Origin of the sequence: Cryocola sp. 340MFSha3.1, from assembly GCF_000383315.1 — a bacterium.
Classification (GTDB): Bacteria; Actinomycetota; Actinomycetes; order Actinomycetales; family Microbacteriaceae; genus Leifsonia.
The window spans coordinates 2,228,056-2,251,114 of record NZ_KB911087.1 but is presented as its reverse complement, the minus strand read 5'-3'; the positions used below and the strand labels follow the sequence as shown (position 1 = coordinate 2,251,114).

The following is a 23,059-nucleotide window of genomic DNA, read 5'->3' as shown; positions in this document are numbered from 1 at the left end:
AGACCCTTGTTCGGCTTCACGACATCCCTCCCTGGAGCTGCGGTCGCATGGTGTGCATCCCGGCGGCGGAACCGCGCTGCTTGAGCGACATGACGAAGGCGAGCACCCGCGCGACCGCGTTGTAGAGCTCGACCGGGATCTCGTCGCCGATCTCGCACCCGGCGTGCAGCGCCCGGGCGAGCGGGATGTCCTTGACGATCGGCAAGCGCTCCTCCTCCGCCTTCTCGCGGATGCGCAGGGCGATGGCGCCCGCACCCTTCGCGACGACCCGCGGGGCCGACTTGCCCGGTTCGTACTTCACCGCCACGGCGATGTGCGTCGGGTTGACGAGCACCACATCCGACCCGCCGATCGCCGCGATCATGCGGTTGCGGCTCATCGCCAGCTGCCGGGAGCGCCGGTGCGAACGCACCAACGGGTCGCCCTCGGTGTTCTTGTTCTCGTCGCGCACCTCCTGCTTGCTCATGCGCGTGTGCTTGCGGTTGCGGCGCATGACCACGAGCACGTCGAGTCCGGCGAGCACGAGTCCCGCGCCGATCGCGGCCTGCAGCAGCCCGGCCGTGCCGCCGGATGCGGCCGAGAGCAGAGAGGCGAGCGGCATCGAACCGGAGGTGAGCAGCACGGGCATCAGCCCCTGGACGACCAGGAACAGGCCGATCGCGACAACGGCCGACTTCAGCAAGGTCTTGGCGCCCTCCCAGAGGGCGCGCATCCCGAACACCCGGCCGATGCCCTGCACCAGGTTGAACTGCTCGTACTTGCCCTCGAGCTTCTTGAAGTGGATGCCGCCCTGCACGGCCGCGGCGCCCACCACGGCGAGGGCACCGACCGCCAGCAGCGGTCCGATCGTCGCCATGATGCTGCCGAGACCGTCGCCGAGGGCGGCGACCGCCTTCGCCGGGTCCGGGCTCTCGATCACGGACCGGACCGAGAACAGCTGCTCGATCGCCGCGGTGCTGCCCGCCTGCAGCGTGAACGGCAGCATGACGGCGGCGGCTCCGACGCCGACCCAGGCGGTCAGGTCGGTCGACTTCGAGAGGCGGCCCTTGGAGCGCGCCTCCTTCATCCGCTTCTCGGTCGCCTGCTCGGTGCGTTCCTGCGCGTCGCTCATCGGCCCACCCCCAGCATGGTCTTGACGGCGGTGTCGGTGAGCCCGGAGACGACGCCCGGAAGCGCGACGAAGACGATGGCCGCGAGCACGACGGTGAGCATGATCTTGAGCGGGAAGCCGAGCGAGAAGGCGTTCAGCGCGGGGGCGACCCGAGTGAGGAGGCCGAGGCCCACGTCGGCGAGGAACAGCACCACGATCAGCGGCCCGGCGATCTGCAGTGCCGCGAGGAACATCTGGGTCAGCCCGTCGACCATCTGCTTCGCCGGGTCGGCCATGCTGAGGCCCGCGGCGAGCGGGACGGCGTCGAACGTGCGGATGAGCCCGCCGATGATCAGCTGGTAGCCACCCGACGCGAACAGCAGTGCGAGGGCCGTGAGCTGGAACATCCGTGTGAACTGCGCGCCGTTGATCATCGACTGCGGATCGAACGCCTGCGCCAGCTGGAAGCCGCCGAACAGGTCGATCAGGCTGCCCGCCGACTGGATCGCGGCGAACACCACGAAGACCAGGAACCCGAGCGTCGCCCCCACGGCGAGCTCGCGCACCATGTCGAGCAGGAACGCTCCGGTGTCGGCCGACCGGTAGCCGGCGCCCACGCGCGGGGCGACGGCGACGGCGAGCCCGATGGCGAGCATCCCCTTCACCTGCGCCGGGAAGCCGTTGTACGAGAACGGCGGCGCGATCACCAGGAAGGCGACCATGCGGAGGGAGGCCAGCGCGATCGCCTCGATCGCAGCCAGGTCGATGGGGATGGACATCAGCCACCGCCCAGCAGCTGCGGGATCTTGTCGAAGAGGACGTGGGTGAAGGAGACGAGCTCGGCGATCATCCACTGCCCGCAGATGATCAGCGCGATGGCCACGGCGGCGGCCTTCGGCACGAACGAGAGGGTGACCTCCTGGATCTGCGTGATCGACTGCACCAGCGAGATCGCGAAGCCGACGACCAAGGCGGTGACCACGATCGGAGCGGCCAGCTTCGCGGTGACCATGAGGCCCTGCATGGCGATGTCGAGGACGGCGTTCGGGTTCATCCGCCACCACCCCCGTAGCTCGTTATCAGGCTCGTGATGATGAGCCCCCATCCGTCGACCAGCACGAACAGCAGGATCTTGAACGGCAGCGAGATCATCACCGGCGGGAGCATCATCATGCCCATCGACATGAGCGCCGCCGAGACCACCATGTCGATCACCAGGAACGGCACGAAGATGACGAAGCCGATGATGAACGCGGCACGCAGCTCGGAGATCATGAATGCCGGGATGAGCGTCAGCAGGGGCACCGCGCTCACGCTCTCCGGGTTGGGGCGGCCCGCGGCGCGGGTCATCAGGGCGATGTCCTCCTCGCGGGTGTGCGCCGCCATGAACCCGCGCAGCGGTGCCTCAGCCGCGTGCGCTGCGGCGGTGAAGTCGATGTGCCCGGCGAGATACGGCTGCACGGCCGTGTTGTTGATGTCGACGAGCACCGGGCTCATGATGAACAGGCTGAGGAACAGCGACAGACCCGCGAGCACCTGGTTCGGCGGGATGGACGGGAGCGCCAGCGCGTTCCGGGTGATCGCGAGCACGACGAAGATCTTCGTGAACGACGACATCATCAGAAGCAGGGCGGGTGCCACCGACAGCACGGTGATGCCGAGCAGGGTCAGGATGGCGGCGCTCGGCGTGCCGTTCGGGCCGTTGATGTCGAGGGTGATGCCGCCGGAACCGCCCGTGGGACCGGCCGGTCCGGACGGGGTCGGGACGGGCGTGGGAACGGCGTGCGCGGCGGTGGCGCTGAGGAGGACGATGGCCGCGACGATCAGTGCGACCAGGACGCCGGCCACCGCGAGTCGGGGCATGCGGGCGCGCGCTGTGCGCGCCGTGACCTCCGGCGCCATCACTTCTTAGGGCGCACCGCCGAACTCGCCTGACGCCACGTTGCCGGGGACAGGATCGAGCCTTTGAGTGCCTCGTCGAAGAGCGAGGCGCGTCCCTGCGCCGTGAGGAAGTCGGCATCCTGCCTGGTGGTCGTCGTGGTGCTGGTGGTGCTGGTGGTACCTGTGCTCGCCGCCGCGTCGGTGGTGCCGGTCTTGGCCTCCACCTCGCGCACGGGCTTGAGCGGGGTGACGTCCGCATCCTGCGGGCGGTCACCGGAATGGAGGACGCTGACCTGGCGCTCGGTGACGCCCAGCACGAACCGGCTGCCGTCGACATCCACGACGACGACCGACGCCTTCTGGCCGATGCCCTGACGCCCGACGACGGTCACGGCGTTGCCGCGGCGGCCGCGTGCCGACGTGCGGCCCTTCGTCACCCGTCGCTGCACGAACCACAGCAGCGCGACGATGACGCCGAGCACCACCGCGACGCGCAACGCAACGAACAGGGTCTCCACGCTGCGCACTATCGGCCGCCTGGTCCGTGCCGTTAGGGGTTCGCCGAGGTGCGCGTCGTGGTCGCTATCCGCGCCGAATACCCGCCACGACGTGCACTTCGGCGCTGCGTGGGAGAGTGGAGGAGTGGACTTCGAGATGGCGAGCGTTGGGGGCGGGAGCGTGCAGCTGCACGACGCCCGGCGCAAGCGGCGTTGGACGGTAGAGCTGGAACCGTTCGAGCTGGGCGTGTTCGCCGTGACCGAGCAGCAGGTCGCCGAGCTGATCGGCGAGCCGGCCCCGCATCCCCGCCGTCCGGCGACCCGCATCAGCTGGCTGCGCGCCGTGCGCATCTGCAACGCGGCCTCGGAGTGGGAGGGTTTCGACCCCGCCTACACCTTCGACGGCGAGGATGTGACCTGGCACGTGGATGCGGACGGCTACCGCCTGCCGACCGAGGCCGAGTGGGAGTTCGCGTGCCGGGCCGGCTCGACCGGCCCGCACTACGGACCTCTGCCCGAGGTCGCTTGGACGAGCGCCGACGGTCTGACGGTTCCCGCAGACGTCGGGCAGCGGCTGCCCAATCTCAACGGCCTGTTCGACACCCTCGGCAACGTGTGGGAGTGGTGCTGGGACCTCCTGGACCCGGGCCGGTACCGCGACTACCGGGTGTTCCGCGGCGGCGGGTTCGCCGACGACGCGTGGAACGTACGGGCGTCCGTCCGGCGCGGCGGACCGCCGCGCACGCAGCACGAGGACGTCGGCTTCCGCGTGGCCCGGGGAGGGTTCGACGCCGAGGGCGCGGCGCAGGGCTGGTCGGCGGCCGCGGACGCCGAGCGCGCCGGGCTCGGCGGCGCGCTGCCGCCGGGGTGGACGCCGCTGCGGTGAGGGTGGACGGCTCGCGTCAGCTCAGACGGTTCACGGGCGAGTCGGGCGTTCCCGTCGCGAGCGCGGTCACGGCGTTCTGCGCCTGGATGCGGACGTACTCGATCTCGGTGCGCCGCGAGAAGTAGGCGATGTGCGGGGTCAGCACGACGCCATCCCTCCCGACGAGGGGATGCTGCGGGCTCGGTGGCTCCTCGTCGAGCACGTCGAGCGCCGCGCCGGCCAGCCGCCCGGAGTCCAGCGCAGCGACCAGGGCCGCGTTGTCGATGAGACCGCCCCGCGACACGTTCAGCAGCAGGGAGCCGGCGGGCATGTCGTCGAGGAAGGCCGCATCCACCATCCGCTCGGTCTCCGGGGTGAGCGGGACGTGCAGCGACAGGGCGTGGGAGCTGCGCCTGACCTCCTCGAGCGACGTCCGCTCGATCCCCAGCGCGCCCAGGTCGGCGGCGGTGGATGCGGTGTCCGGCAGCATCGGGTCGTAGCCGAGCACCCGCCCGAACAGCGGGCCGGCGAAGCGAGCGAACTCCCGACCGATCCGGCCCAGGCCGACGATGCCGAGCGTCAGTTCGCTGAGTCGCGGCGGTGCCGGGACGGCACGATCGTTCCATCGCTCCGGCGTCGCGGACGCCGTGTAGAACCGGAGCTGCCGCGCGCTGGCCAGCATCAGGGCGAGCGCGTGGGTCGCCACCTCCTCCGTCGCGGCACCCGGCACGTTCGTCACCCAGACCCCGTGTTCCGTGGCGGCATCCACGTCGACGTAGTCGAATCCCATCGACATGAGCGCGATGACACGCAGCTGCGGGAGGGCCTCGATCACGTCGCGACCGATCGCGGCGTAGCCGGGCAGCAGCACGTCAGCATCCCGGGCTCCCGCGATGATCGCCTCCGGGTCGCGCGTGCCCAGCACCCGCACCTCGAAGCCGTTGGCCTCGAGCAGGGCGATGCCGGGAGCCGGGTCGGTGTCGTCGACGTCCGTGTAGACGGCGACCGGGCGGCGAGTGGGCGCGTCAGTCATGCGAATCCGCAGCACCGCGGGGATGCGCGCTGCCCTCCCGCACGATGACCTGCGCCATCGCCGTCATCAGCTCGTAGGCGACGTGGGCGGCGGCGATGCCGGTGATCTGGGCGTGATCGTAGGCGGGCGCCACCTCGACGAGGTCGGCGCCGACGATGTTCAGGTCGGTGAGTCCACGCAGCAAGCGCAGCAGCTCGCGGCTCGTGAGGCCGCCGGCCTCCGGGGTGCCCGTGCCGGGCGCGTGGGCCGGGTCGAGCACGTCGATGTCGATGGAGATGTACAGCGGCCGGTCGCCCACCCGCCGGCGGATGCGCTCCAACGCGGCCGGGACGCCGTTCTCCTCGATGTACTCGCTCGACACGATGGCGAACCCGAGCCGCTCGTCGTCTTCGAGGTCCTGCTTGCTGTAGAGCGGACCGCGGGTGCCGACATGGACCGAGGCGGAGCGGTCGAGGAAGCCCTCCTCGGACGCCCGCCGGAACGGGGTGCCGTGGGTGATCGGCTCGTCGAAGTAGGTGTCCCAGGTGTCGAGGTGCGCGTCGAAGTGCAGCACGGCGACCGGTCCGTGCTTCTCGCTGATCGCCTTGAGCAGCGGATACGCGATGGTGTGATCGCCGCCGACCGTGAGGATGCGCTGTACTCGGCTGCCCAGGTCACGGGCGGCGTCCGTGATCTGCCGAACGGCCTCGTCGATGTGGAACGGGTTGACGGCGATGTCGCCTGCGTCCGCGATCTGCACGGCCTCCCACGCCGAGAAGTCCTGCGCCGGGTTGTAGGGGCGAAGCAGACGGCTGGACGCGCGCACGTGCTCCGGGCCGAACCGCGCCCCCGGCCGGAAGCTGACGCCGGTGTCGAAGGGGATGCCGACCACGGCGAGGTCGACGGCCGGGACGTCCTCGAGGCGGGGCAGTCGGGCGAAGGTGGACAGCCCGGCGTAGCGGGGGGTCTTCGACGCGTCGGACGGGCCGATGGGCGGCGTGCTCATGGGCGGAGTGCTCATGCGTGGTTCCTCACTCGGTGAAGTCGGACTGGGGCAGGTGGATGAGGTGGAGACCGCCTGCTTCGCCCGCGACGGCGACCGCCCGCGCAAGCTCGCCCACGGACCGCACCCGGTGTCCCGTGCCGCCGAACGCCGCGGCCAGGGCGGCCCAGTCGGGCTGCGCGAGGTCGACCCCGATGGGCGCTATCCCGGCATCCGCCTCGTTCTGCTTGATCTCGGCGTAGCCGCCGTTGTCGACGACGATCACGGTGATGTCGAGCCGCTGCTCGACGACCGTCATGAACTCCTGGAGGGAGAACATGAGCGCGCCGTCGCCGACGACGGCGAACACCGGTCGGTGCGGTGCGGCGATACGCGAGCCGATGGCCGCAGGCAGGCCGTAGCCGAGCGTCGCGTACGTGGCCATGTAGGGCGTGGAGTTCGGGGTGGCGACCCGGAGCCGGTTGAGCAGGCCCCAGTAGCCGATCTGCGACGAGTCCGTGGTGACGATCGCGTCGGCGGGGAGCGTCGCTGCGATGGCGTCGGCGATCGCGGTGTTGATGGGCGACAGCGCGGCGCATTCGGCGGCTACGGCTGCGAGGGTCTCCTCCACGCGGGCGTCGGTCGACGGCTCACCGGCACTCAGTGCTTCGGCGAGCGCGGCGAGCGCCGCCGCTGCGTCCGCCACGATGCCGATCTCGGCCGGCTGGTTCTTGTGCAGCTGCGACTCCAGCACATCGATGCGGATGACGCGCCCGCGCGCCTCCAGCTTCTCGACCCACAGCTCGGCCTCGCCGAGCTTCGAGCCGACGACCAGGAGCACATCCGCATCCCTGGCGCGGTTGCGCGCGGCGGCCAGCCGCAGGTTCGCACCGAGCGACAAGGGGTGGTGCTCGTCGAGCACGCCCTTCGCGTTGAGAGTCGTGACCACCGGTGCACCCAGGCGCTCGGCCAGGGCGCGCAGTTCGACGGTCGCACGGCGCGATCCGCCGCCGGCGAGGATCACGGGGTCGCTCGCCGCGGCGAGCAGTCGGGCCGCCTCGGCGATCGCAGCGTCTTCGGGCGCCGGGATGCCTGCGGGGCGGCGCGGTGCCACGACCTCGGGCGACAGCTCGGCCTCCTCCTCCAGAAGGTCGAGCGGCACCTCGATGTAGACCGGGCGTGGTCGCCCGGTCGCGAACAGCGCGAACGCGTCATGAACGGCGTCGACGGCCTCCTCGGCCGACTGCACGCGGCGCCCCCACTCGACGATGGCGGAGGCGGCGCCCAGCTGGTCCTTGGTCTCGTGCAGCGTGCCCGCGTCCGCGAACTCGTGCCCGCGCGCGGGCCCGGGCGCCAGAAGGATCATGGGCCGCGACTCGCAGTATGCGGTTCCAGCCGCCGAGAGCGCGTTGAGCAGGCCGGGTCCGCTCGTGGTGATGACCACGCCCGGCATGCCCGTCTGCAGCGACCATCCATCGGCCGCGTAGCCGGCGCCCTGCTCGTGACGGGTGGTCACGGGATGCACGCCGAGCGCCGGGAGCGGCCGGTAGAACTCCAGGTTGTGCGTTCCCGGGATCCCGAACACGGTGTCCACGCCGTAGCCGCGCAGCGTCTCGATGACGGCCCAGCCGGTCGTGCGCCTGGTCTGCGTCTCCATCTCGGCGCCCTCCTCCGTGGTCTCAGGCGACATCGGCACGGTGCCTTTCGGTGCCGTCCACCCAGGTCGCCACGACCGGGATGTCCGCGATGGTGTCCGCCTCGACCATCAACGGATTCGCGCCGAGCACCACGAAGTCGGCCCGCTTGCCCGGTTCGAGCGACCCGAACTCGTTCTCGCGGCCGAGGGAGATCGCCCCCTCCAGGGTGTGCGCCCGCAGGGCCGCCTCCGCGCTGATGCGCAAAGAGTCCGGGCCGAGCTTGTGGCCGCGGCGCGTGACCCGGGTCACGGCGGCCTGGATCGCCTCCAGCGGCCGCGGCTCGGCGACGGGAGCGTCGGACGAGATCGTCACCGGCACTCCCGCCTCGAGGAACTCGCCGAGCGGGTTGAAGCGCTCGCCGGGCGTCCCGATCGCCTGCTCGACGCCCTCGCCCCAGTTGTAGTAGTGCTGGGTCTGGTTGACGGGCCGGATGCCGAGGCGCGCCATCCGCTCGATCTCGGCAGGAGCCGGCAGTCCGCAGTGCTCGATCCTGTGCCGCGCATCCGGATCGGGATGTTCGCTCAGCACCTGCTCGACGGCGTCGACGACCATCGCGATGGCGGTCGGCGACTGCGCGTGGGTCGCCGTCTGGAGCCCGGCGCTATGTGCCTTCGCGACCAGTCCCGCGTACTCCGCGGGCTCGTGGTACAGCTGCCCGCGGCGGCACGGGTCGCCCACGTACCCTTCCGGGAAGTACGCCGTCCAGCCGCCGAGCGTGCCGTCGGCGTACAGCTTGATGCCCGCGACGGAGAGGAACGCGTTGCCGAACGGCCCGGTGAGGCCGATGTCGATCGCCTGGTCGAGCAGATGCGACAGGAGGTACATCGAGACCCGCATCGACAGCGCGCCGCGGTCCGCCATCGCGAGGTAGGCGGCGAGCTCGCGCTTCGAGACCTGCGCGTCGCCGAGCGCGGTGACGCCGGCGGAGAGGAACTCGCGCTGCGCGATGTCGAGCTGGCGCTGGTGCTCGGCCGGCTCATCCCCGAGGTGGAAGTTCGGGCCGTGGTGGCCGATCTTCACGCCGTGCAGACCGGTGAGCACGTTGCAGGCGGCGTCGGACAGCTCGCCCGTGAGCTCGCCGTCCGCGTCGCGGAAGAACTCGCCGCCCTCCGGGTTCGGGGTGTCGCGGGTGATCCCGTACGTGTCGAGCGTGAACGTGTTGACCACTCCCCCGTGACCCGAGGCGTTCATGACGTACACCTCGCGGTCGGTGGCGATCGCGTCCAGCTCCTCCTTGGTGGGGTGCCGGCGCTCCGCGAGGTTGCGCTGCTCGTAGCCGTAGCCGCGCAGTGGGACGCCGGGCGGCAGCCGGAGGGCGCCCTCGCGCATCCGCTCCACGATCTCCGGGATCGAGCCCGCCTTCTCGGGGCTGACATCCACCCAGGTGAGAAGCTGCCCGTACATGAGGGGATGCGCGTGCGCGTCGACGAAACCCGGCACGATCGTCGCGCCCGGGAAGTCGGCGTGACGTGGTTCGAGGCCCAGCCCGCGCGCCTCCGACTCGACCTCGTCCCGCGTGCCGACGGCCAGGATCCTCCCACCCGCGGTGAGCATGGCCTCCGCACGCGGGGCGCTGTCGTCGACGGTCAGGATGCGGTCCGCGGTCACGACCGTCGGGGCCGAGTCGCGGTCGTCGAAAGTGGCCAGGTGTCGCACGGTCAGATCCTCGTCGTGTTGATGGCGGTGGTGTCGAGGCGCGGGTTGAACGACCCGGTCACCGGGGCGGAGTCGGAGTGCTGTGGGGCGAACCACGTGCCGATCACCGCGATGAGCGCGAGCGCCCCGAAGAACCAGATCGCCGACCAGAAGGTGCCCGTGGCGACGATCAGCCCGGTCGCGATCGCCGGAGACAGGCCGCCCCAGACGGCGGCGCCGATCCCGTACGACAGCGACATGGAGGTGTAGCGGGCCTGCGGCCGGAACATCTGGGTCATCACGGTGGACAGCGGGGCCCACGCTCCGCTGAGTGTGATGCGGATGACGCTGACGAACACGTAGATCAGGGCCACCTGGTGGTTCTGGATGACGAGAACGAGCGGTATCACGGCAATGAAGGAGAGCACCGAGCCGAGGATGATGACGCGCTTGCCGCCCCACTTGTCGCCCAGCATCGCCAGCGGGAGGGTGACCAGCGCTTCCACGAACGATGCGACGGTCATGGCGCCGAGGATGATGCTGGCCTGCAGACCCACCTCCGGACTGGTGGCGAAGTTCTGCACGAACGTGGTCGCGATCACGTAGCCGCCCGACGACATCGCGATGGTGCAGAAGCCCAGCAGCATCGGCAGCCAGTTGTTCCGCAGAGCGAACAGGATCGGGGTGGACTGCGTGTGACCCTCGATCTTCTCCTCGAAGACCGGGGTCTCCTCCACCCGGTACCGCACCCAGATGCCGACGCCGATCAGCACGATGCTGAAGAGGAACGGGATGCGCCAGCCCCACGTGAGCAGGACGTCGTCGCCCGCTGCGGCGAGGATCCAGAAGGCTCCGGACGCCAGGAGCGCTCCGAGCGGGTTGCCGAGCTGGGTGAACCCGCCGTAGAAGGTCTTGAACTTGGGCGGCGCACTCTCCACCGACATCAGGCTCGCGCCTCCCCACTCGCCGCCGACCGCGAGGCCCTGGGCGATGCGGAGGAGGATCAGCAGGATGGGCGCGGCGATCCCGATGGCGGCGTAGCCGGGGAGGCAGCCGACCAGGACGGTGGCGACGCCCATGATGAACAGCGTCAGGGTCAGCGCGCGCTTGCGGCCGAGCTTGTCGCCGATGTGCCCGAAGATGATGCCGCCCAGCGGGCGCATGAAGTAGGCGACGGCATAGGTGCCGAACGACGCGAGCGTTCCGAGCGCGTGGTTGACCTCGGGGAAGAACACCTGGGGGAAGACGATGGCCGCGGCCGTCGCGTAGACGTAGAAGTCGTACCATTCGATGGTCGTCCCGACCACGGAGGCGAGACCGGCTTTCAGCGCCCGACGGTGTCCGACGGGACGCGCTTCGGTGACAGACACACACAGCTCCTTTGCTCGTATTGTCATCAAGTTCGTCGTGAAGTCTCACGCCGTCCGGCCGCGGGCGCAAGCGCAGTTCCGCGTGACGCAGCGCCACTGGCCGTCGATCTGCTTCACCCGACCGTCATTTATGGCGCGGATCGTCACATCCATTGTCCTCGCGCCGACGATTCGACGCACACGGGGAGCGATTCCGGGTATTCTGCCCGATGTGCCGATCCGCCACGACCGAAGCACCCCCGATCGCGACAGCGACGCGCTCGACAGCAGCCTGGTGCGCGCCCTGCAGGCGGACGGCCGTGCGAGTATCCACGAGCTCGCCCGCACCCTCGGGGTCTCGCGGGACCTCGTCTCGCGGCGTCTCAGCATGCTGATCGGCCGCGACGGTCTGCGCGTCGTCGCGGCGCTCGACCCCGGATTCGCCGGCCTCAATGTGCTCATCCACGGGCTCGTCGACGTGGACGGGCCGGCCCGACCGGTCGCCGAGCGGATCGCCGAGCTGCCGGACACCGTGTTCGTCTCCCTCGTCGCCGGCGCCTCCTCCCTGGTGTTCGAGTCGCGCCACGGGGATGCGGACGAGCTGAGCGCCACGCTGGCCGCCATCCGGGCGATCGCCGGCGTACGGCGGGTGCGCGTCACCACCTACGACGCATTGCTGAAGGAGTTCATCACGGCCGCGTCGGTCAGCGATGTGCGTCTCGATCGGCTCGACCACGACCTCATCGCGATCCTGCAGGACGACGGTCGCGCCAGCTACAGGGCTCTTGCCGACGCGGTCCGGCTCTCCCCGTCGTCAGCGCGTGCGCGTGTGCGCCGGCTGCTCGACGCGGGTGTCATCCGCATCGCGGCGATCGACGCCGGCGGTCTCTCCCGCAACCGCGTCGCCGTCGGCGTCGGGATCGCCCTGCGCGGCGACCCCGATCCGGTGCACCGGTACCTCGTCGCGACCTCCGCGGTCGACCTCGCGGCCGCCGCGCACGGTGCCTACGACGTCATCGCCACGATCGTCGGAACCGCGACGGCAAGCGTGCTCGCGATCATCGAGGAGTTGCGCGCGCTTCCCAGCGTCGGGTCGCTGGAGACCTGGGCGCACCTCGACATCATCAAAGAGGACTACACGCGCACGCTCGGCCGCATCGTGCGGCCGTAGCGAGCTTCGGTCAGTCCAGGTCTTCCGCCGTGTCGAGGATCTTCGTGATGCGGACCGCGTAGTCCTGGTCGACGACCACGATCTCGCCGTGCGCGATCAGGCGGCCGTTGAGCAGCACGTCGGCAGGCGACCCGGCGGAGCGGTCGAGCTCGATGACCGCGCCCGGCTCCATCGCGAGCACGTCGCGCACGGCCATGCGGGTGCGGCCGATCTCGACGGTCAGCGCCATCTCGACGTTGCTGATGCGTGCCAGCTTGCCGCCCAGCGCGCTGTTGCCCGTACGCTCGGCGACGGACGCGCGGCCGCGGACCGCGAACCAGCCGGCGACCCCGGACGGACCGGACAGGGCGAAGACCGAGGTGGCCGGGTCGGCGAACAGTTCCGAGGCGTCGTCCGGGCGGGCGTCATCCAGAACGCCCGCGCCGAGCGTGTCGCTGGCGGCCTCGAGGGCCGGCTGCAGCACATCCTGGAGCGCCACCACCGGCGCGCCGTCCGCACCCTCGTCGACCAGCTGCGGCGCCTCGAGCAGCACGACGGCGAGATCGGCGGAGACGGCGCCGACGAACGTCGCGACAACGGCACGTGCCGCGTCCTGCACATCCGACCCCTGCGACAGCAGCGGGGTCAGCGGCGCGCCGGTCGGCAGCACGCGGGCGAGCGCCTCGGCGGCGGCCTGCGCCTGCCCGAGCGAGAGGCCGGAGGCGTGTGCGGTGCTGGTCATGCTCATCGGAATCAGTCCTCTGTGTTGACGATCACGCAGGCGAGACGCGAGCCGCTGGAGCCGAGAGCGGCCGAAGCGACGGTCTGCCCGCCGACCGTGAGATCGAAGGGTCGGTGCTGTGGATGCGGGAGCGGCAGCAGGTCACCGACCGCCAGCCCCAGCACAACGCTGGGACGCACGGCCGCCGGGGCCAGCCGCAGGGCAACATCCACGGGGACGCGCGCCAGCTGGGCGTCGACCAGCTCGCGCGCGTTCTCGGTGGTGTGGGTCGGATTCGTCTCGCCCAATTGCGGGAGCAGGGCGACGGCGGGCAGGGCGACGGTCGCACGGGCGACGTTCTCGCCGACACGCAGCTCGAAACCCGCAACGATCATCAGCTCGGAGGTCGCCGCGGCCTGCGCGAACTGCGAGTTGTACTGGATGGCGTCGACGGTGATCGGCGCGAGAAGGATCGAGCCCAGCGAATAGCGCAGATCCTCCAGTGCGTCATCCATCAGCCGGCGCACCAGCGCGTGCTCGATCTGGGTGAAGGTGCGCTCGTGATCGACCGGGGTGCCCTGACCGCCGAGCATCGCGTTCACCCACGAGAGGGCGGCCGTGGTCGGGAACTGGATGACCGCCTTCGGGGCGATGTGCTCCAGCTCGCACAGCACCATGGCCGTGGTCGCCGGAAGCGACGCCGCGTACTCGTCGTACGTCTGCAACTGGACGAAGTCGCACTCCACCTGGCTGAGCACGCGCACCTTCGCGGTCAGCTGCGTGCCCCACTGCCGGGCGAACGTCTCGAACGCCAGCTCCAGCACGCGCGAATGCTCGCGCGCGAGCGTCGTCGGCCGCCGGAAGTCGTAGACCGGCGCCTCGGGGGCGTCCGGCGACGGGGCCTGCAGAGTCGTCACGGGAGGGACTATCGGCAGGGTATCGGTGTCCGTTAGCCACAGCACTTCCACTCTCCATCCACCCCGCGTCCCCCTAACGACCGACCGACGCGGGCCGATAGTGCACTCGTGACGGCTCACCCGGAGCCGAGACCAGGATTCGCGCCCATGATCGTCGTCACCCGATTGAACGACAGCCAGTTTGCGGTCAACCCCGACCTCATCGAGCGCATCCACGCCAGTCCGGACACCACTCTCGTCATGGTCGACGGGGCGAAGTTCATCGTCACCGAGTCCATGTCCGAAGTGATCGAGAAGATCGCCGCGTACCGGGCGCGCGTGATCGCGCTCGCCCACGATCTGCCCGCCGCCGGCCCGCGACCCGTTCCCGCGCCGCCGCTCGGGCTCGTGACGCTCACCGGCCTGGAAGACGACGAGACGGGGAGGGCTCACCCCGAAGCCCGCGCCGTCCCCCTGCGAGCAAGGAAGAAGTAATGGACCCGGCAACGATCATCGGCATCGTCCTCGCGTTCGGCGCCGTCGTCGCGATGGTGACGATGGAGGGCGCGCACCTGAGCGCTCTGCTGCTGCCCGCCCCCATGGTGCTCGTCTTCGGGGCCACCATCGCGGTCGGGATCGCCAGCGGAACGATCAAGGACTTCCTGACCGCGGTCAAGGCGCTCCCCCGCGCGCTCCGCGGGAAGGTGGAGCCGCCGCAGCAGGTGATCGACCAGGTCGTCGGCCTGGCGGAGAAGGCCCGCGCCAACGGCCTGCTCGCCATGGAGCAGGAGGCCGACAACGTCGACGACCCGTTCCTCAAGCGCGCACTGCAGAACATCGCGGACGGCACCGACGGCGACGAGCTGCGCGTGCTGCTGGAGGACGAGATCGCGACACGGTCGAAGAAGGACCGGGTCGCCGCAAAGTTCTTCAGCGCGATGGGCGGGTATGCGCCAACGATCGGCATCATCGGAACCGTCGTCTCCCTGACCCACGTGCTCGAGAACCTGGCCGAGCCGGGCGAGCTCGGGCCGATGATCGCCAGCGCGTTCGTCGCGACCCTCTGGGGTCTGCTGTCGGCCAACTTCCTCTGGCTCCCGCTGGGCGCGCGCCTGCGCCGGCTGTCCGAACTGGATGTGGAGCGCATGACCCTGCTCATGGAGGGCGTGCTCGCGGTGCAATCCGGCTCGCAGCCGCGCCTCCTCGGCGAGCGCCTGCGCGCGATGGTCCCGGACGGCGACGCCGAGAAGGGCGCCGCGAAGGCCGCCAAGCCCGCACGCGGTTCGAAGGATCCCGTCGAGGAAGCGGCCTGACATGTCGGCCCGCCGTCGGAAGAGACACGAGGAGCCGGAGGAGCACGAGAACGAGGAGCGCTGGATGGCCTCCTACATGGACATGGTCACCGTGCTCATGTGCATGTTCATCGTGCTCTTCGCCATGTCGACGGTGGATGCGAAGAAGTTCGAGCAGCTGAAGGATTCGCTGGCGACCGGCTTCGGGCAGGTGAAGACCCAGAAGGTCGACACCGCATCCGGAGTCGTGGTGCCGCCCAAGCACGTCGACGAGTCCGGCAAATCCACCGACTTCGCCCTCGCCCAGCAGGAGGCGCAGAACCTGCAGCACCTGAAGGACCTCATCCAGGCCGCCCTCACCCGCGACGGCCTGCAGGATGCGGTGGAACTGAAGATCGACGAGCGCGGCCTCACGATCGGCCTGGTCGGCAACTCGACGTTCTTCGACTCGAACCGCGCGGAGCTCAGCCCGCGCGCCGTGTCCGTTCTGAACGACATCGGACCGGTGCTCGCTCCGGAAGCGTACGAGGTCTCGGTGGAGGGCCACGCCGACCTGCGGCAGCCCGGAGCTCCGTATCCGACCAACTGGGAGCTCTCCGCCGGCCGAGCGACCAGCGTGCTGAGGCACCTGGTCGAGGTGAACGGCTTCCCGCAGGAGCGCATCGCCGCGGTCAGCTTCGGGTCGGCGCGTCCGGTCGCCGGGCACACCGGCACGACCGACTCCGACCTGGCGCAGAACCGGCGGGTGGATGTGGTGGTGCTGTCGTCGCAGCCCGACGCCATCCGCAAGCTCATCCCCCAGGCGCTGCAGTCGCCCGCGCCCACCACGGCCCCCGCCGCCTCCCGCTGACGCCCTCCACCCACCGTCGAGTACGCACAAACTGCACAGAAACCACGGCTCAGACGTGCAATTTTTGTGGACTCGACGGGGTTGGGACGGGTATGGATCTTCAGCTTGAGAATCGCGTCGTCCTCGTCGTCGGCGGCACCGGCTTCATCGGCTCCGCGGTCGCCGACCGCCTCCGCGCCGAGGGCGCGACCGTGGTCGTCGCCTCCCGCAACGCCTCCGAGGGAGTCACGTTGGACGCCTCGGACGAGGAGTCCGTGCGCCGCGGCATCGACACCGTGCTGGAGCGTCACGGACGCATCGACGGCCTGGTCGTGACGGCCGCGCCGCCGGCGCAGACCCTCGACCCCGCCCGCAGCTCCGACCCCGAGCAGATCCTGAGCGCGATCGACGGCAAGGCGCTGTCGTTCCTCCGGGTCGCTCGCGCGGTGATCCCCGCGATGCGGGAGGCCGGCTTCGGCCGGATCGTCGCGATCAGCGGCCAGAACGCCTACATCAGCGGAAACATCACCGCCGTGGTGCGCAACGCATCCACCATCCTCATCGCGAAGAACCTCGCCGACGAGCTGGCCGGCACGGGCGTCGCCGTCAACGTCATCAACCCGGGCCTCGTCACCGAGACCCCCGACGCCCAGGTCGCACCGGGGCGGGGCGGGGAATCGTCTCCGGACCAGATCGCCGACCTGGTCGCCTTCCTCACCTCGCCTCTGTCGGCGGTCGACGGCGAGTCCATCGCCATCGGCCACCGGATGCTGGGGACGACCCTGCTCTAGCCGAGCGAGACGCCCGTCCACGAGACGGGAGGCAGCTCGAGCGTGAGCACGCCGTCGTCGAGGGATGCGGTAGGCGTCGGGCGCAGGCCCACGCGGTTCTGATCGTGCAGGGTGTTCTTGGCGTACACGTCCTCATCCCACAGGGACACGGCCTCGCGCACCGAGGAGACGCCGAGGTCGCGCACGTCCACCCGGACGGTCTGCGTCTCGGTGAGGCTCCGGTTCACGACGAACAGCGCGGCCGAGCCGTCGGCCTCGTCGAAGGTGGCCACCGCATCCACCAGGTCCGCCTCGCCGTAGACGGCGGTCTCGTACGAGCCGGTCTCGATGCGCGGGCGGAGCACCTCGCCGCGGGCCAGTCGGCTGGTCACCGAGAACGGGAAGAACGTGGTCTGGCGCCAGGCGTCGCCGCCCGGCTCGGTCATGATCGGCGCGATCACGTTCACCAGCTGGGCGAGGGAGGCACTGGTCACCCGGTCGTGGTTCTTCAGCAGTGTGATCAGCAGGTTGCCGAGCACGACGGCGTCGGCCGCCGAGTAGACGTCCTCCAGCTGCCGCGGGGCGTACCGCCACTCGTCGTTGACCTCCTCCGACTCCTTGTGCTCGTCGAGGTACCAGATGTTCCACTCGTCGAACGAGATCTGGATCTTCTTCTTGCTCTTGAGCCGGTAGCCGACGTGATCGGCCGTCGAGACGACCGTGTCGATGAAGTACTGCATGTCCACGGAGGAGGCGAGGAAGGAACCGAGGTCGCCGCCGCGCTCCTGGTAGTACGCGTGCGCCGACACGTAGTCGACGTGCTCGTAGGAGTGCTCGAGAACGACGCGCTCCCACTCGCCGAAGGTCGGCATCCCCGAGCCGGAGGAGCCGCAGACCACGAGCTCGAGGTCCTTGTCAGCCATCTTCATCGCTGCAGCCGTGCGGGCGGCGAGCTTGCCGTAGTCGTCCGCGGTCATGTAGCCGGTCTGCCAGGGCCCGTCCATCTCGTTGCCCAGGCACCACATCCGGATGTCGTGCGGCTCCGGCGTGCCGTTTGCGATGCGCTGGTCGCTGAGCGCCGTCCCCGACGGGTGATTGGCGTACTCGAGCAGGTCGAGCGCGGCCTGGATCCCGCGGGTGCCGAGGTTCACCGCGAGCATCAGCTCCGAGTCGGTGAGCTTCAGCCAGCGCGAGAACTCGTCGAGTCCGACCTGGTTGGACTCCAGCGAGTGCCAGGCGAGGTCGCGCCGCACCGGGCGCTTGTCGCGCGGGCCGACCGAGTCCTCCCAGCGGAAGCCGGAGACGAAGTTCCCGCCCGGGTAGCGGATCGTCGTCGAGCCGAGCTCTCGGACGAGCTCCACGACGTCGAGACGGAAGCCGTCCTCGTTGGCGGTCGGGTGCCCCGGCTCGTAGATGCCGTCGTAGACGCAGCGCCCCAGGTGCTCGACGAACGAGCCGAAGATGCGGCGGTTGACGGTGGCGACGCGCGCGGTGCGGTCGAGGGCGATGCGGGTCTCAGACAAAAGGGTCTCCTGTTTTCGAGTCTCTGCCGCTGTGCAGACCTTCGTCGTCGGGAGCCCTTCGCGCGCCGACACCGCTGTCTACAACGTTAGAGAATAACGATGTAGAACCATGATGCAGAACGGAAGGTGACCGTGTCAAACGGCGTGGTCAGGACGCCGTGGACTCGCGTTCGACCAGGCGGAACGGCATCGGCAGTCGCTCCGGGACGAACGGCTCGTCCGGGTGCTCGATCCTCCGCACCAGCAGGTCGACGGCCGTGCGGGCGATCCGCTCCCGGTCCGGGTCGATCGTCGACAGGCTCGGGATGGAGTACTCCGTCTCCTCGATGTCGTCGAAGCCGATGACGGCCACGTCCTCCGGGACCCGTCGTCCGGCCTCCTGCAGCGCGCGGAGCGCCCCGAGGGCGATGGCGTCGTTGAACGCGACGACACCGTCGAACTTCATCCCGGTGGCGAGCAGTTCGCGCATCGCGTCGGCCCCGTTGCGTCGGTGCCAGGGATCGACCGGCACCACGAGCGCCTCATCGAACGGGAGGCCCGCGGCGTCGAGCGCCTGACGGTACCCCAAGAGACGCAGGGCGGCCGAGCCGACGACGGCGGCGGGATGCGCGCCGAACGCGACGATCCGTCGGCGGCCGGACGACAGCAGGTGCTCGGTCGCCGCCCGGACGCCCTCGGTGTTGGCGATGATCACATGGTCGCGCGGCACATCCACGTTGCGGTCTCCCAGCAGCACCACCGGCGTGCCGAGCTCCGCGAGCAGGTCGACGTCGCTCTGGTCGAGGGCGAGAACGCTGTGCAGCACGCCGTCGACCGTCTGGGCGTGTGGATGCCGCAGAGCCCCGATCTCCTGCCCGCGGTCGAGTCCGTACTGCTCGATCAGCACGGCCAGCCCCCGCTCGGACGCCGCCATCATCACCGCGTCCGCCAGTTCGGCGAAGTACGCGTTGCGCAGGTTCGGGATCATCAGCGAGATCACGTTGGTCCGCCCGGACCGGAGCCCACGCGCCAGGAAGTTGGGGCGGTAGCCGAGCACGTCGATCGCATCCAGCACCTTGCGTCGCGTCTGCTCACGGACGTGCGGGTGGTCGTTGATCACGTTGGAGACGGTCTTCACCGACACTCCGGCGAGCACGCTCACATCCTGCATCGTCGCGGCCATGCACGCTCCCCTCTCGGCGTCCTGGTGTGACTTTATAACGTTGGAACGGCGATCGTCGCAGGAGCGGTCCGAACGCGCGCCGAGTGCCGCGGCGCCGGGTCAGCGAAGAGCAGCGGGGCGGACGCGCACCGGCGCGAGCCACGCCGAGACGATCACCGCCGTGAGAGCTCCCGCCGCCATGATCGCCGCGAGCACGACGACCTGGAACCGGCCGGCCTCGAGCGGCGACACCCCGCCGAAGATCGCTCCGACGAATGCGCCGGGAAGCGTGACGAGTCCGGTCGTCTTCGTCTGGTCGACGGACGGGATCAGGGCCGAATAGACGGCGTTGCGTGCAAGCTCCAGCGTCGACTGCCGGGGCGTCGCGCCCAGCGCGAGCCATCCCTCCACCTCGTCCCAGTGGTCGCCGACCGCCTCGGTGAATCGACGTCCGGCCAGCGTGGCGATGCTCATCGAGTTGCCGATCACGATGCCGCCGATCGCGAGCGCGTAGCGCGCACTGAACTCGATGGCACCCGTGAGGAACACCACCGAGAACGACACGACGACGCCGACCGCCATGGCCGTCGCCATCATGACGGCGTGCTCCGACGACCATCCGATCCGCCGCGTGGCCGTCGCGGCCGCAACCGAGAACATGACCAGGAGTGCGAGCGCGACCCACAGCGGGTCGGTGATGACGCCGGCGAGCACCACGCTGATGACGGCCAGCTGCGCGGCGCCGCGGAGGATCGCGAGGGCCGGCGCCCAGCGGTGCGGCACGCCGTAAGCGGCGAGCACCCCGACCGCGACGAGCGCGAGCACGGCGACGCCCAGCAGCGTGGGCGCCAGCTCGTGGACGATGGGCACCCGACGAGCCTACGGCGCGGCGCCGCGGCAGCGGAAAACAGGCGACGCAGGCGCGTCAGCGGCTAGAGGTGGTGTTCGTCCTCGTGGTCGTCGTCGAGCAGCATTCCGACGGACGTCGCGCAGGCATCGCCTTTCCAGGCTTCGACGCCCTCACGAATGGCGAAGACCGCAATGACGAGACTGGCGAGCGGGTCGGCCCACCACCAGCCGAACAGGCTGTTCAGCAGGAGTCCGAGGAGGACGGCGACCGACAGGTAGGTGCAGATCAGCGTCTGCTTGGAGTCGGCGACGGCGGTCGCGGATCCCAGCTCGCGACCGGCGCGACGTTCCGCGAACGACAGGAACGGCATGACGACCACGCTCAGCGCGGTGAGGACGATTCCGACCGGCGAATGATGGACCTCGACGTGAGCGACCAGGGTCACGAGCGCACTGACCGTGACGTAGGCGGCGAGGGCGAAGAACGCGACCGCTATCACCCGCAGGGTGGGCTTCTCCCAGCGTTCCGGGTCTCGGCGGGTGAACTGCCAGGCGACTGCCGCGGCGGAGAGGACTTCGATCGTCGAGTCCAGTCCGAATCCGATCAGGGCGGAGGACGAGGCGGCGCTGCCCGCGGCGATCGCGACGACGGCCTCGATCAGGTTGTAGCCGATCGTCGCGCCGACGATCCAGCGGATCCGGCGCTGCAGGAGGGTGGCGCGGTCAACGGAGACGGTTGCGGTCATGCGCAGTGACACTCGTCGCCTGCGCAGCATCCGGGCTCGACGAACAGCGTCACCCGAAGCAGTTCCTGCAGGGCGGGACCGATGTGCCCGTCGGCCAGGCGATACCAGGTGCGCCGCCCTTCCGGGATGGCCTCGACCAACCCGCACCCGCGCAGACACGCGAGTTGATTCGACATGACCTGCCGAGAGACGCCGAGCGCCTCGGCGAGGTCGGAGGGAAACGCCGGGGCCTCACGCAACGCGAGCAGGATGCCGACTCGCGTCGGGTCCGAGAGCGCATGGCCGAAACGGGCCAGTGCAGCCGTGTGTGTAACGGTGGCGGCAGGAGCGACGATCGTCATGACACCGATAGTAAAGCAAACGCTGTATTAATCGCAGTGAGGCAGAGGATCCGCAGCGGATGCACGAAACGGAGGGGATCCGACCGATCCTGCGCCGGATCCCCTCCGTTTCGACGCGGTCAGCGCTTGAGGTTGGTGAGCTCCTGCAGCACCTCGTCGGAGGTCGTGATGATGCGGGCGTTCGCCTGGAAGCCGCGCTGCGCGACGATCAGGTTGGTGAACTCCTGCGAGAGGTCGACGTTCGACATCTCGAGCGAGCCGCCCTGCAGCTGGCCCAGGCCGTCCTCGCCGGGGCCGCCGAGCTGGGCTGCGCCCGAGTTGACCGTGGCGCGGTAGGTGGACCCGCCGCCCTTCTCGAGGCCGCCCGGGTTCACGAACGTGGCGAGCGCGATGCGGCCGACGGCCTGCTTGTCGCCGTTCGAGAAGAGGCCGGTGATGGTGCCGTCCTTGTCGAGGGTGAACGACTCGAGGGTTCCCGCCGCACGGCCGTTCTGGTCCTTGAAGGCGACCGTGGTGATGCCGGAGTACCCGGTGACCGCGCTGAGGTTGACCGCGACGCCGCCGACGGTGAGCGCGCCGCCGCCGGTGAGGACGCCGTTGGTGAAGGTGAGCGTGCTGTTTCCTGTCGCTCCCGCGGCGTCGGCGCCCGCCACATCCCAGCCGGTGCCGGTCTTGGTGAAGGTGAGGGTGAGCTTGCGGGCGGTGCCGTTGGCGTCGTACACGGAGATGTCGCGCACCAGCTGGTCGCCGACCGCGGCGTCGGAGGGCAGGTTGCCGGTGACGTTCGAGGTCGTCGTGGCCGCGGCGGGGGTGACCGCCTTCAGCGGGATGGTGATGTCGCTCAGCGCGCCGCCCTGCTGGACGACGCCGTTGACGGCATTCCACCCCTGCAGGATGGCGCCGCCCGGGCCGACCAGACGGCCCAGCGCGTCAGGGTCGAGCGACCCCGCGCGCGTGTAGACCGTCTCGCCGCCGACCTTCATGACGAAGAAGCCGTCGCCGTTGATCATGATGTCGGTGGAGCGACCCGTCGCCTGGGCGGCGCCCTGCGTGAAGTTGGTCGAGATGCCCGCGACGAGCACGCCGAGGCCGATCTGGGCGGGGTTCGTTCCACCGGTCTGGCCCTGCGGCGCGCCGGCGCCCTGCACCAGCTGCGACAGGGTGTCCTGGAACTGCACGGCGGACGACTTGAATGCGGTCGTGTTGACGTTGGCGATGTTGTTGCCCGTCACATCCAGCATGGTCTGGTGCGAGCGGAGGCCGGAGATTCCGGAGTAGAGCGAGCGGAGCATGGCGTTTCCTTTCTGAGGAAGGTGCGTGAGGTCAGGCGGTCGGCGTCGTGGAGCCCGAGCCGGCTGGGGCAGGGGTGACCACGCCGAGGATGGCGTCGAGGGCGAGCTTCTGATCGCCGACCGTGACGATCGGGACGGCGCCGGCGTAGGAGACGGACGAGGCGAGCCCGGTCTGGGTGTCGCCGTTCTTGTCGAGGTAGCTCACGGTGTGACCGATGAGCGCGGCCGCGGCCTGCCGCATCTGGAGGGCGAAGCCCTCCTGCGCGGTCGTGTCCATGTTGGTGAGCTTCTCCATCATGGCCAGCTGCGTCGTCTGGGCGATCATCTGGTTGGTGTCCATCGGCGAGCTGGGGTCCTGGTTGCGGAGCTGGGTGACCAGCAGCTGCATGAAGGCCTCGCTGTCGAGCGACTGCTTCGGCGTCCGCGTCGGCGGTGTGGAGTAGATGCCGCCCGTGGAGGCGGTGTCTGCTCCTGTGATGGGGTCGACGGCCACGGTGGCTC

At 70.0% G+C, this 23,059-nt stretch carries 25 protein-coding genes; 6 read left to right on the top strand and 19 right to left on the bottom strand.

The annotated features are described in order from the left end of the window. Positions 1 to 16: 16 nt before the first annotated feature. The 5 genes from H284_RS0110905 to fliO are packed head-to-tail and all read right to left on the bottom strand — an operon-like array spanning position 17 to position 3,489. Positions 17 to 1,111, bottom strand: a complete 1,095-nt coding sequence (locus H284_RS0110905; RefSeq protein WP_020076252.1) for an EscU/YscU/HrcU family type III secretion system export apparatus switch protein — start codon at positions 1,109 to 1,111, stop codon at positions 17 to 19. After that, positions 1,108 to 1,869 carry a flagellar biosynthetic protein FliR gene (locus tag H284_RS0110900; RefSeq protein ID WP_018188944.1) on the bottom strand — a complete coding sequence of 254 codons (762 nt, stop codon included), beginning with the start codon at positions 1,867 to 1,869 and terminating at the stop codon, positions 1,108 to 1,110. The genes H284_RS0110905 and H284_RS0110900 overlap by 4 nt, the downstream gene beginning before the upstream one ends. Next, complete coding sequence (fliQ, locus tag H284_RS0110895; protein ID WP_018188945.1) at positions 1,869 to 2,144, bottom strand: flagellar biosynthesis protein FliQ; 276 nt, start codon at positions 2,142 to 2,144, stop codon at positions 1,869 to 1,871. The genes H284_RS0110900 and fliQ overlap by 1 nt, the downstream gene beginning before the upstream one ends. Further along, positions 2,141 to 2,953 (bottom strand): flagellar type III secretion system pore protein FliP, encoded by an 813-nt coding sequence (gene fliP, locus H284_RS0110890; RefSeq protein WP_196802839.1) that lies wholly within the window; start codon positions 2,951 to 2,953, stop codon positions 2,141 to 2,143. The genes fliQ and fliP overlap by 4 nt, the downstream gene beginning before the upstream one ends. Before the next feature lie 38 nt (positions 2,954 to 2,991). Continuing rightward, positions 2,992 to 3,489, bottom strand: a complete 498-nt coding sequence (gene fliO, locus H284_RS0110885; protein WP_020076250.1) for a flagellar biosynthetic protein FliO — start codon at positions 3,487 to 3,489, stop codon at positions 2,992 to 2,994. 136 nt (positions 3,490 to 3,625) lie between these two features. Here fliO and H284_RS0110880 point away from each other — a divergent pair, with 136 nt between their 5' ends. Beyond that, positions 3,626 to 4,354, top strand: a complete 729-nt coding sequence (locus tag H284_RS0110880) for an SUMF1/EgtB/PvdO family nonheme iron enzyme (RefSeq protein WP_039731355.1) — start codon at positions 3,626 to 3,628, stop codon at positions 4,352 to 4,354. Positions 4,355 to 4,370: 16 nt separating this feature from the next. On the opposite strand, the gene H284_RS0110875 is transcribed toward H284_RS0110880, so the two are convergent. The 5 genes from H284_RS0110875 to H284_RS0110855 are packed head-to-tail and all read right to left on the bottom strand — an operon-like array spanning position 4,371 to position 11,029. Continuing rightward, on the bottom strand, positions 4,371 to 5,366 hold the full coding sequence (locus tag H284_RS0110875; RefSeq protein WP_020076248.1) for a C-terminal binding protein: 996 nt from the start codon (positions 5,364 to 5,366) through the stop codon (positions 4,371 to 4,373). Then, on the bottom strand, positions 5,359 to 6,366 hold the full coding sequence (speB, locus tag H284_RS20130) for an agmatinase (RefSeq protein WP_231371160.1): 1,008 nt from the start codon (positions 6,364 to 6,366) through the stop codon (positions 5,359 to 5,361). Before speB ends, H284_RS0110875 begins: the two co-directional genes overlap by 8 nt. Positions 6,367 to 6,376: 10 nt before the next feature. Continuing rightward, positions 6,377 to 8,017: a thiamine pyrophosphate-binding protein gene (locus H284_RS0110865; protein ID WP_231371159.1), complete on the bottom strand. Its 1,641-nt coding sequence runs from the start codon at positions 8,015 to 8,017 to the stop codon at positions 6,377 to 6,379. Further along, on the bottom strand, positions 8,007 to 9,680 hold the full coding sequence (locus tag H284_RS0110860) for an amidohydrolase (RefSeq protein WP_020076245.1): 1,674 nt from the start codon (positions 9,678 to 9,680) through the stop codon (positions 8,007 to 8,009). The genes H284_RS0110865 and H284_RS0110860 overlap by 11 nt, the downstream gene beginning before the upstream one ends. Positions 9,681 to 9,682: 2 nt before the next feature. Next, positions 9,683 to 11,029: an MFS transporter gene (locus H284_RS0110855; protein WP_020076244.1), complete on the bottom strand. Its 1,347-nt coding sequence runs from the start codon at positions 11,027 to 11,029 to the stop codon at positions 9,683 to 9,685. A gap of 211 nt (positions 11,030 to 11,240) precedes the next feature. Here H284_RS0110855 and H284_RS0110850 point away from each other — a divergent pair, with 211 nt between their 5' ends. Continuing rightward, complete coding sequence (locus tag H284_RS0110850; protein WP_020076243.1) at positions 11,241 to 12,179, top strand: Lrp/AsnC family transcriptional regulator; 939 nt, start codon at positions 11,241 to 11,243, stop codon at positions 12,177 to 12,179. Positions 12,180 to 12,189: 10 nt separating this feature from the next. Here the strand turns inward: H284_RS0110850 and fliN are convergent, their stop codons facing one another. Then, positions 12,190 to 12,906: a flagellar motor switch protein FliN gene (gene fliN / locus H284_RS0110845; RefSeq protein WP_020076242.1), complete on the bottom strand. Its 717-nt coding sequence runs from the start codon at positions 12,904 to 12,906 to the stop codon at positions 12,190 to 12,192. A gap of 5 nt (positions 12,907 to 12,911) precedes the next feature. Next, positions 12,912 to 13,796, bottom strand: a complete 885-nt coding sequence (locus tag H284_RS0110840; RefSeq protein ID WP_020076241.1) for a flagellar motor switch protein FliM — start codon at positions 13,794 to 13,796, stop codon at positions 12,912 to 12,914. A gap of 147 nt (positions 13,797 to 13,943) precedes the next feature. Between H284_RS0110840 and H284_RS0110835 the strand changes: the two genes are divergently transcribed. From H284_RS0110835 to H284_RS0110820, 4 genes are all read left to right on the top strand, one after another. After that, on the top strand, positions 13,944 to 14,270 hold the full coding sequence (locus H284_RS0110835) for a flagellar FlbD family protein (protein WP_018188951.1): 327 nt from the start codon (positions 13,944 to 13,946) through the stop codon (positions 14,268 to 14,270). Next, on the top strand, positions 14,270 to 15,088 hold the full coding sequence (locus tag H284_RS0110830) for a motility protein A (RefSeq protein ID WP_018188952.1): 819 nt from the start codon (positions 14,270 to 14,272) through the stop codon (positions 15,086 to 15,088). Before H284_RS0110835 ends, H284_RS0110830 begins: the two co-directional genes overlap by 1 nt. A gap of 1 nt (position 15,089) precedes the next feature. Continuing rightward, positions 15,090 to 15,917, top strand: a complete 828-nt coding sequence (locus H284_RS0110825; protein WP_020076240.1) for an OmpA/MotB family protein — start codon at positions 15,090 to 15,092, stop codon at positions 15,915 to 15,917. 92 nt (positions 15,918 to 16,009) lie between these two features. Further along, a complete protein-coding gene (locus H284_RS0110820; RefSeq protein WP_020076239.1) occupies positions 16,010 to 16,687 on the top strand; it encodes an SDR family NAD(P)-dependent oxidoreductase in 678 nt (225 codons plus the stop codon). Here the strand turns inward: H284_RS0110820 and arfA are convergent. The 7 genes from arfA to H284_RS0110785 all read right to left on the bottom strand — a co-directional run bounded on the left by arfA (position 16,684) and on the right by H284_RS0110785 (position 23,051). Next, on the bottom strand, positions 16,684 to 18,189 hold the full coding sequence (gene arfA / locus H284_RS0110815; RefSeq protein ID WP_020076238.1) for an arabinosylfuranosidase ArfA: 1,506 nt from the start codon (positions 18,187 to 18,189) through the stop codon (positions 16,684 to 16,686). The two genes, H284_RS0110820 and arfA, sit on opposite strands and share 4 nt — an antisense overlap. A 148-nt stretch (positions 18,190 to 18,337) precedes the next feature. Then, positions 18,338 to 19,351 (bottom strand): LacI family DNA-binding transcriptional regulator, encoded by a 1,014-nt coding sequence (locus H284_RS0110810; RefSeq protein WP_020076237.1) that lies wholly within the window; start codon positions 19,349 to 19,351, stop codon positions 18,338 to 18,340. Positions 19,352 to 19,450: 99 nt separating this feature from the next. Next, positions 19,451 to 20,200: an ABC transporter permease gene (locus tag H284_RS0110805; protein ID WP_020076236.1), complete on the bottom strand. Its 750-nt coding sequence runs from the start codon at positions 20,198 to 20,200 to the stop codon at positions 19,451 to 19,453. 62 nt (positions 20,201 to 20,262) lie between these two features. Further along, complete coding sequence (locus H284_RS0110800) at positions 20,263 to 20,925, bottom strand: cation efflux transmembrane domain-containing protein (RefSeq protein WP_020076235.1); 663 nt, start codon at positions 20,923 to 20,925, stop codon at positions 20,263 to 20,265. Further along, positions 20,922 to 21,266, bottom strand: a complete 345-nt coding sequence (locus H284_RS0110795; RefSeq protein ID WP_020076234.1) for an ArsR/SmtB family transcription factor — start codon at positions 21,264 to 21,266, stop codon at positions 20,922 to 20,924. Before H284_RS0110795 ends, H284_RS0110800 begins: the two co-directional genes overlap by 4 nt. A gap of 119 nt (positions 21,267 to 21,385) precedes the next feature. Next, positions 21,386 to 22,558 carry a flagellar hook protein FlgE gene (locus H284_RS0110790; RefSeq protein WP_018188958.1) on the bottom strand — a complete coding sequence of 391 codons (1,173 nt, stop codon included), beginning with the start codon at positions 22,556 to 22,558 and terminating at the stop codon, positions 21,386 to 21,388. 31 nt (positions 22,559 to 22,589) lie between these two features. Next, complete coding sequence (locus H284_RS0110785; protein WP_020076233.1) at positions 22,590 to 23,051, bottom strand: flagellar hook assembly protein FlgD; 462 nt, start codon at positions 23,049 to 23,051, stop codon at positions 22,590 to 22,592. Positions 23,052 to 23,059: the final 8 nt, after the last annotated feature.

Bases quoted from the DNA above. Each gene is read 5' to 3' on its own strand.
- H284_RS0110820 (WP_020076239.1), top strand. From the start codon at position 16,010: ATGGATCTTCAGCTTGAGAATCGCGTCGTCCTCGTCGTCGGCGGCACC.
- speB (WP_231371160.1), bottom strand. From the start codon at position 6,366: ATGAGCACTCCGCCCATGAGCACGCCGCCCATCGGCCCGTCCGACGCG.
- H284_RS0110865 (WP_231371159.1), bottom strand. From the start codon at position 8,017: ATGTCGCCTGAGACCACGGAGGAGGGCGCCGAGATGGAGACGCAGACC.
- H284_RS0110810 (WP_020076237.1), bottom strand. From the start codon at position 19,351: ATGGCCGCGACGATGCAGGATGTGAGCGTGCTCGCCGGAGTGTCGGTG.
- H284_RS0110880 (WP_039731355.1), top strand. From the start codon at position 3,626: ATGGCGAGCGTTGGGGGCGGGAGCGTGCAGCTGCACGACGCCCGGCGC.
- H284_RS0110905 (WP_020076252.1), bottom strand. From the start codon at position 1,111: ATGAGCGACGCGCAGGAACGCACCGAGCAGGCGACCGAGAAGCGGATG.
- H284_RS0110875 (WP_020076248.1), bottom strand. From the start codon at position 5,366: ATGACTGACGCGCCCACTCGCCGCCCGGTCGCCGTCTACACGGACGTC.
- H284_RS0110830 (WP_018188952.1), top strand. From the start codon at position 14,270: ATGGACCCGGCAACGATCATCGGCATCGTCCTCGCGTTCGGCGCCGTC.
- fliP (WP_196802839.1), bottom strand. From the start codon at position 2,953: ATGCCCCGACTCGCGGTGGCCGGCGTCCTGGTCGCACTGATCGTCGCG.
- H284_RS0110795 (WP_020076234.1), bottom strand. From the start codon at position 21,266: ATGACGATCGTCGCTCCTGCCGCCACCGTTACACACACGGCTGCACTG.
- fliN (WP_020076242.1), bottom strand. From the start codon at position 12,906: ATGAGCATGACCAGCACCGCACACGCCTCCGGCCTCTCGCTCGGGCAG.
- H284_RS0110790 (WP_018188958.1), bottom strand. From the start codon at position 22,558: ATGCTCCGCTCGCTCTACTCCGGAATCTCCGGCCTCCGCTCGCACCAG.
- H284_RS0110825 (WP_020076240.1), top strand. From the start codon at position 15,090: ATGTCGGCCCGCCGTCGGAAGAGACACGAGGAGCCGGAGGAGCACGAG.
- H284_RS0110800 (WP_020076235.1), bottom strand. From the start codon at position 20,925: ATGACCGCAACCGTCTCCGTTGACCGCGCCACCCTCCTGCAGCGCCGG.
- fliQ (WP_018188945.1), bottom strand. From the start codon at position 2,144: ATGAACCCGAACGCCGTCCTCGACATCGCCATGCAGGGCCTCATGGTC.
- H284_RS0110835 (WP_018188951.1), top strand. From the start codon at position 13,944: ATGATCGTCGTCACCCGATTGAACGACAGCCAGTTTGCGGTCAACCCC.
- H284_RS0110900 (WP_018188944.1), bottom strand. From the start codon at position 1,869: ATGTCCATCCCCATCGACCTGGCTGCGATCGAGGCGATCGCGCTGGCC.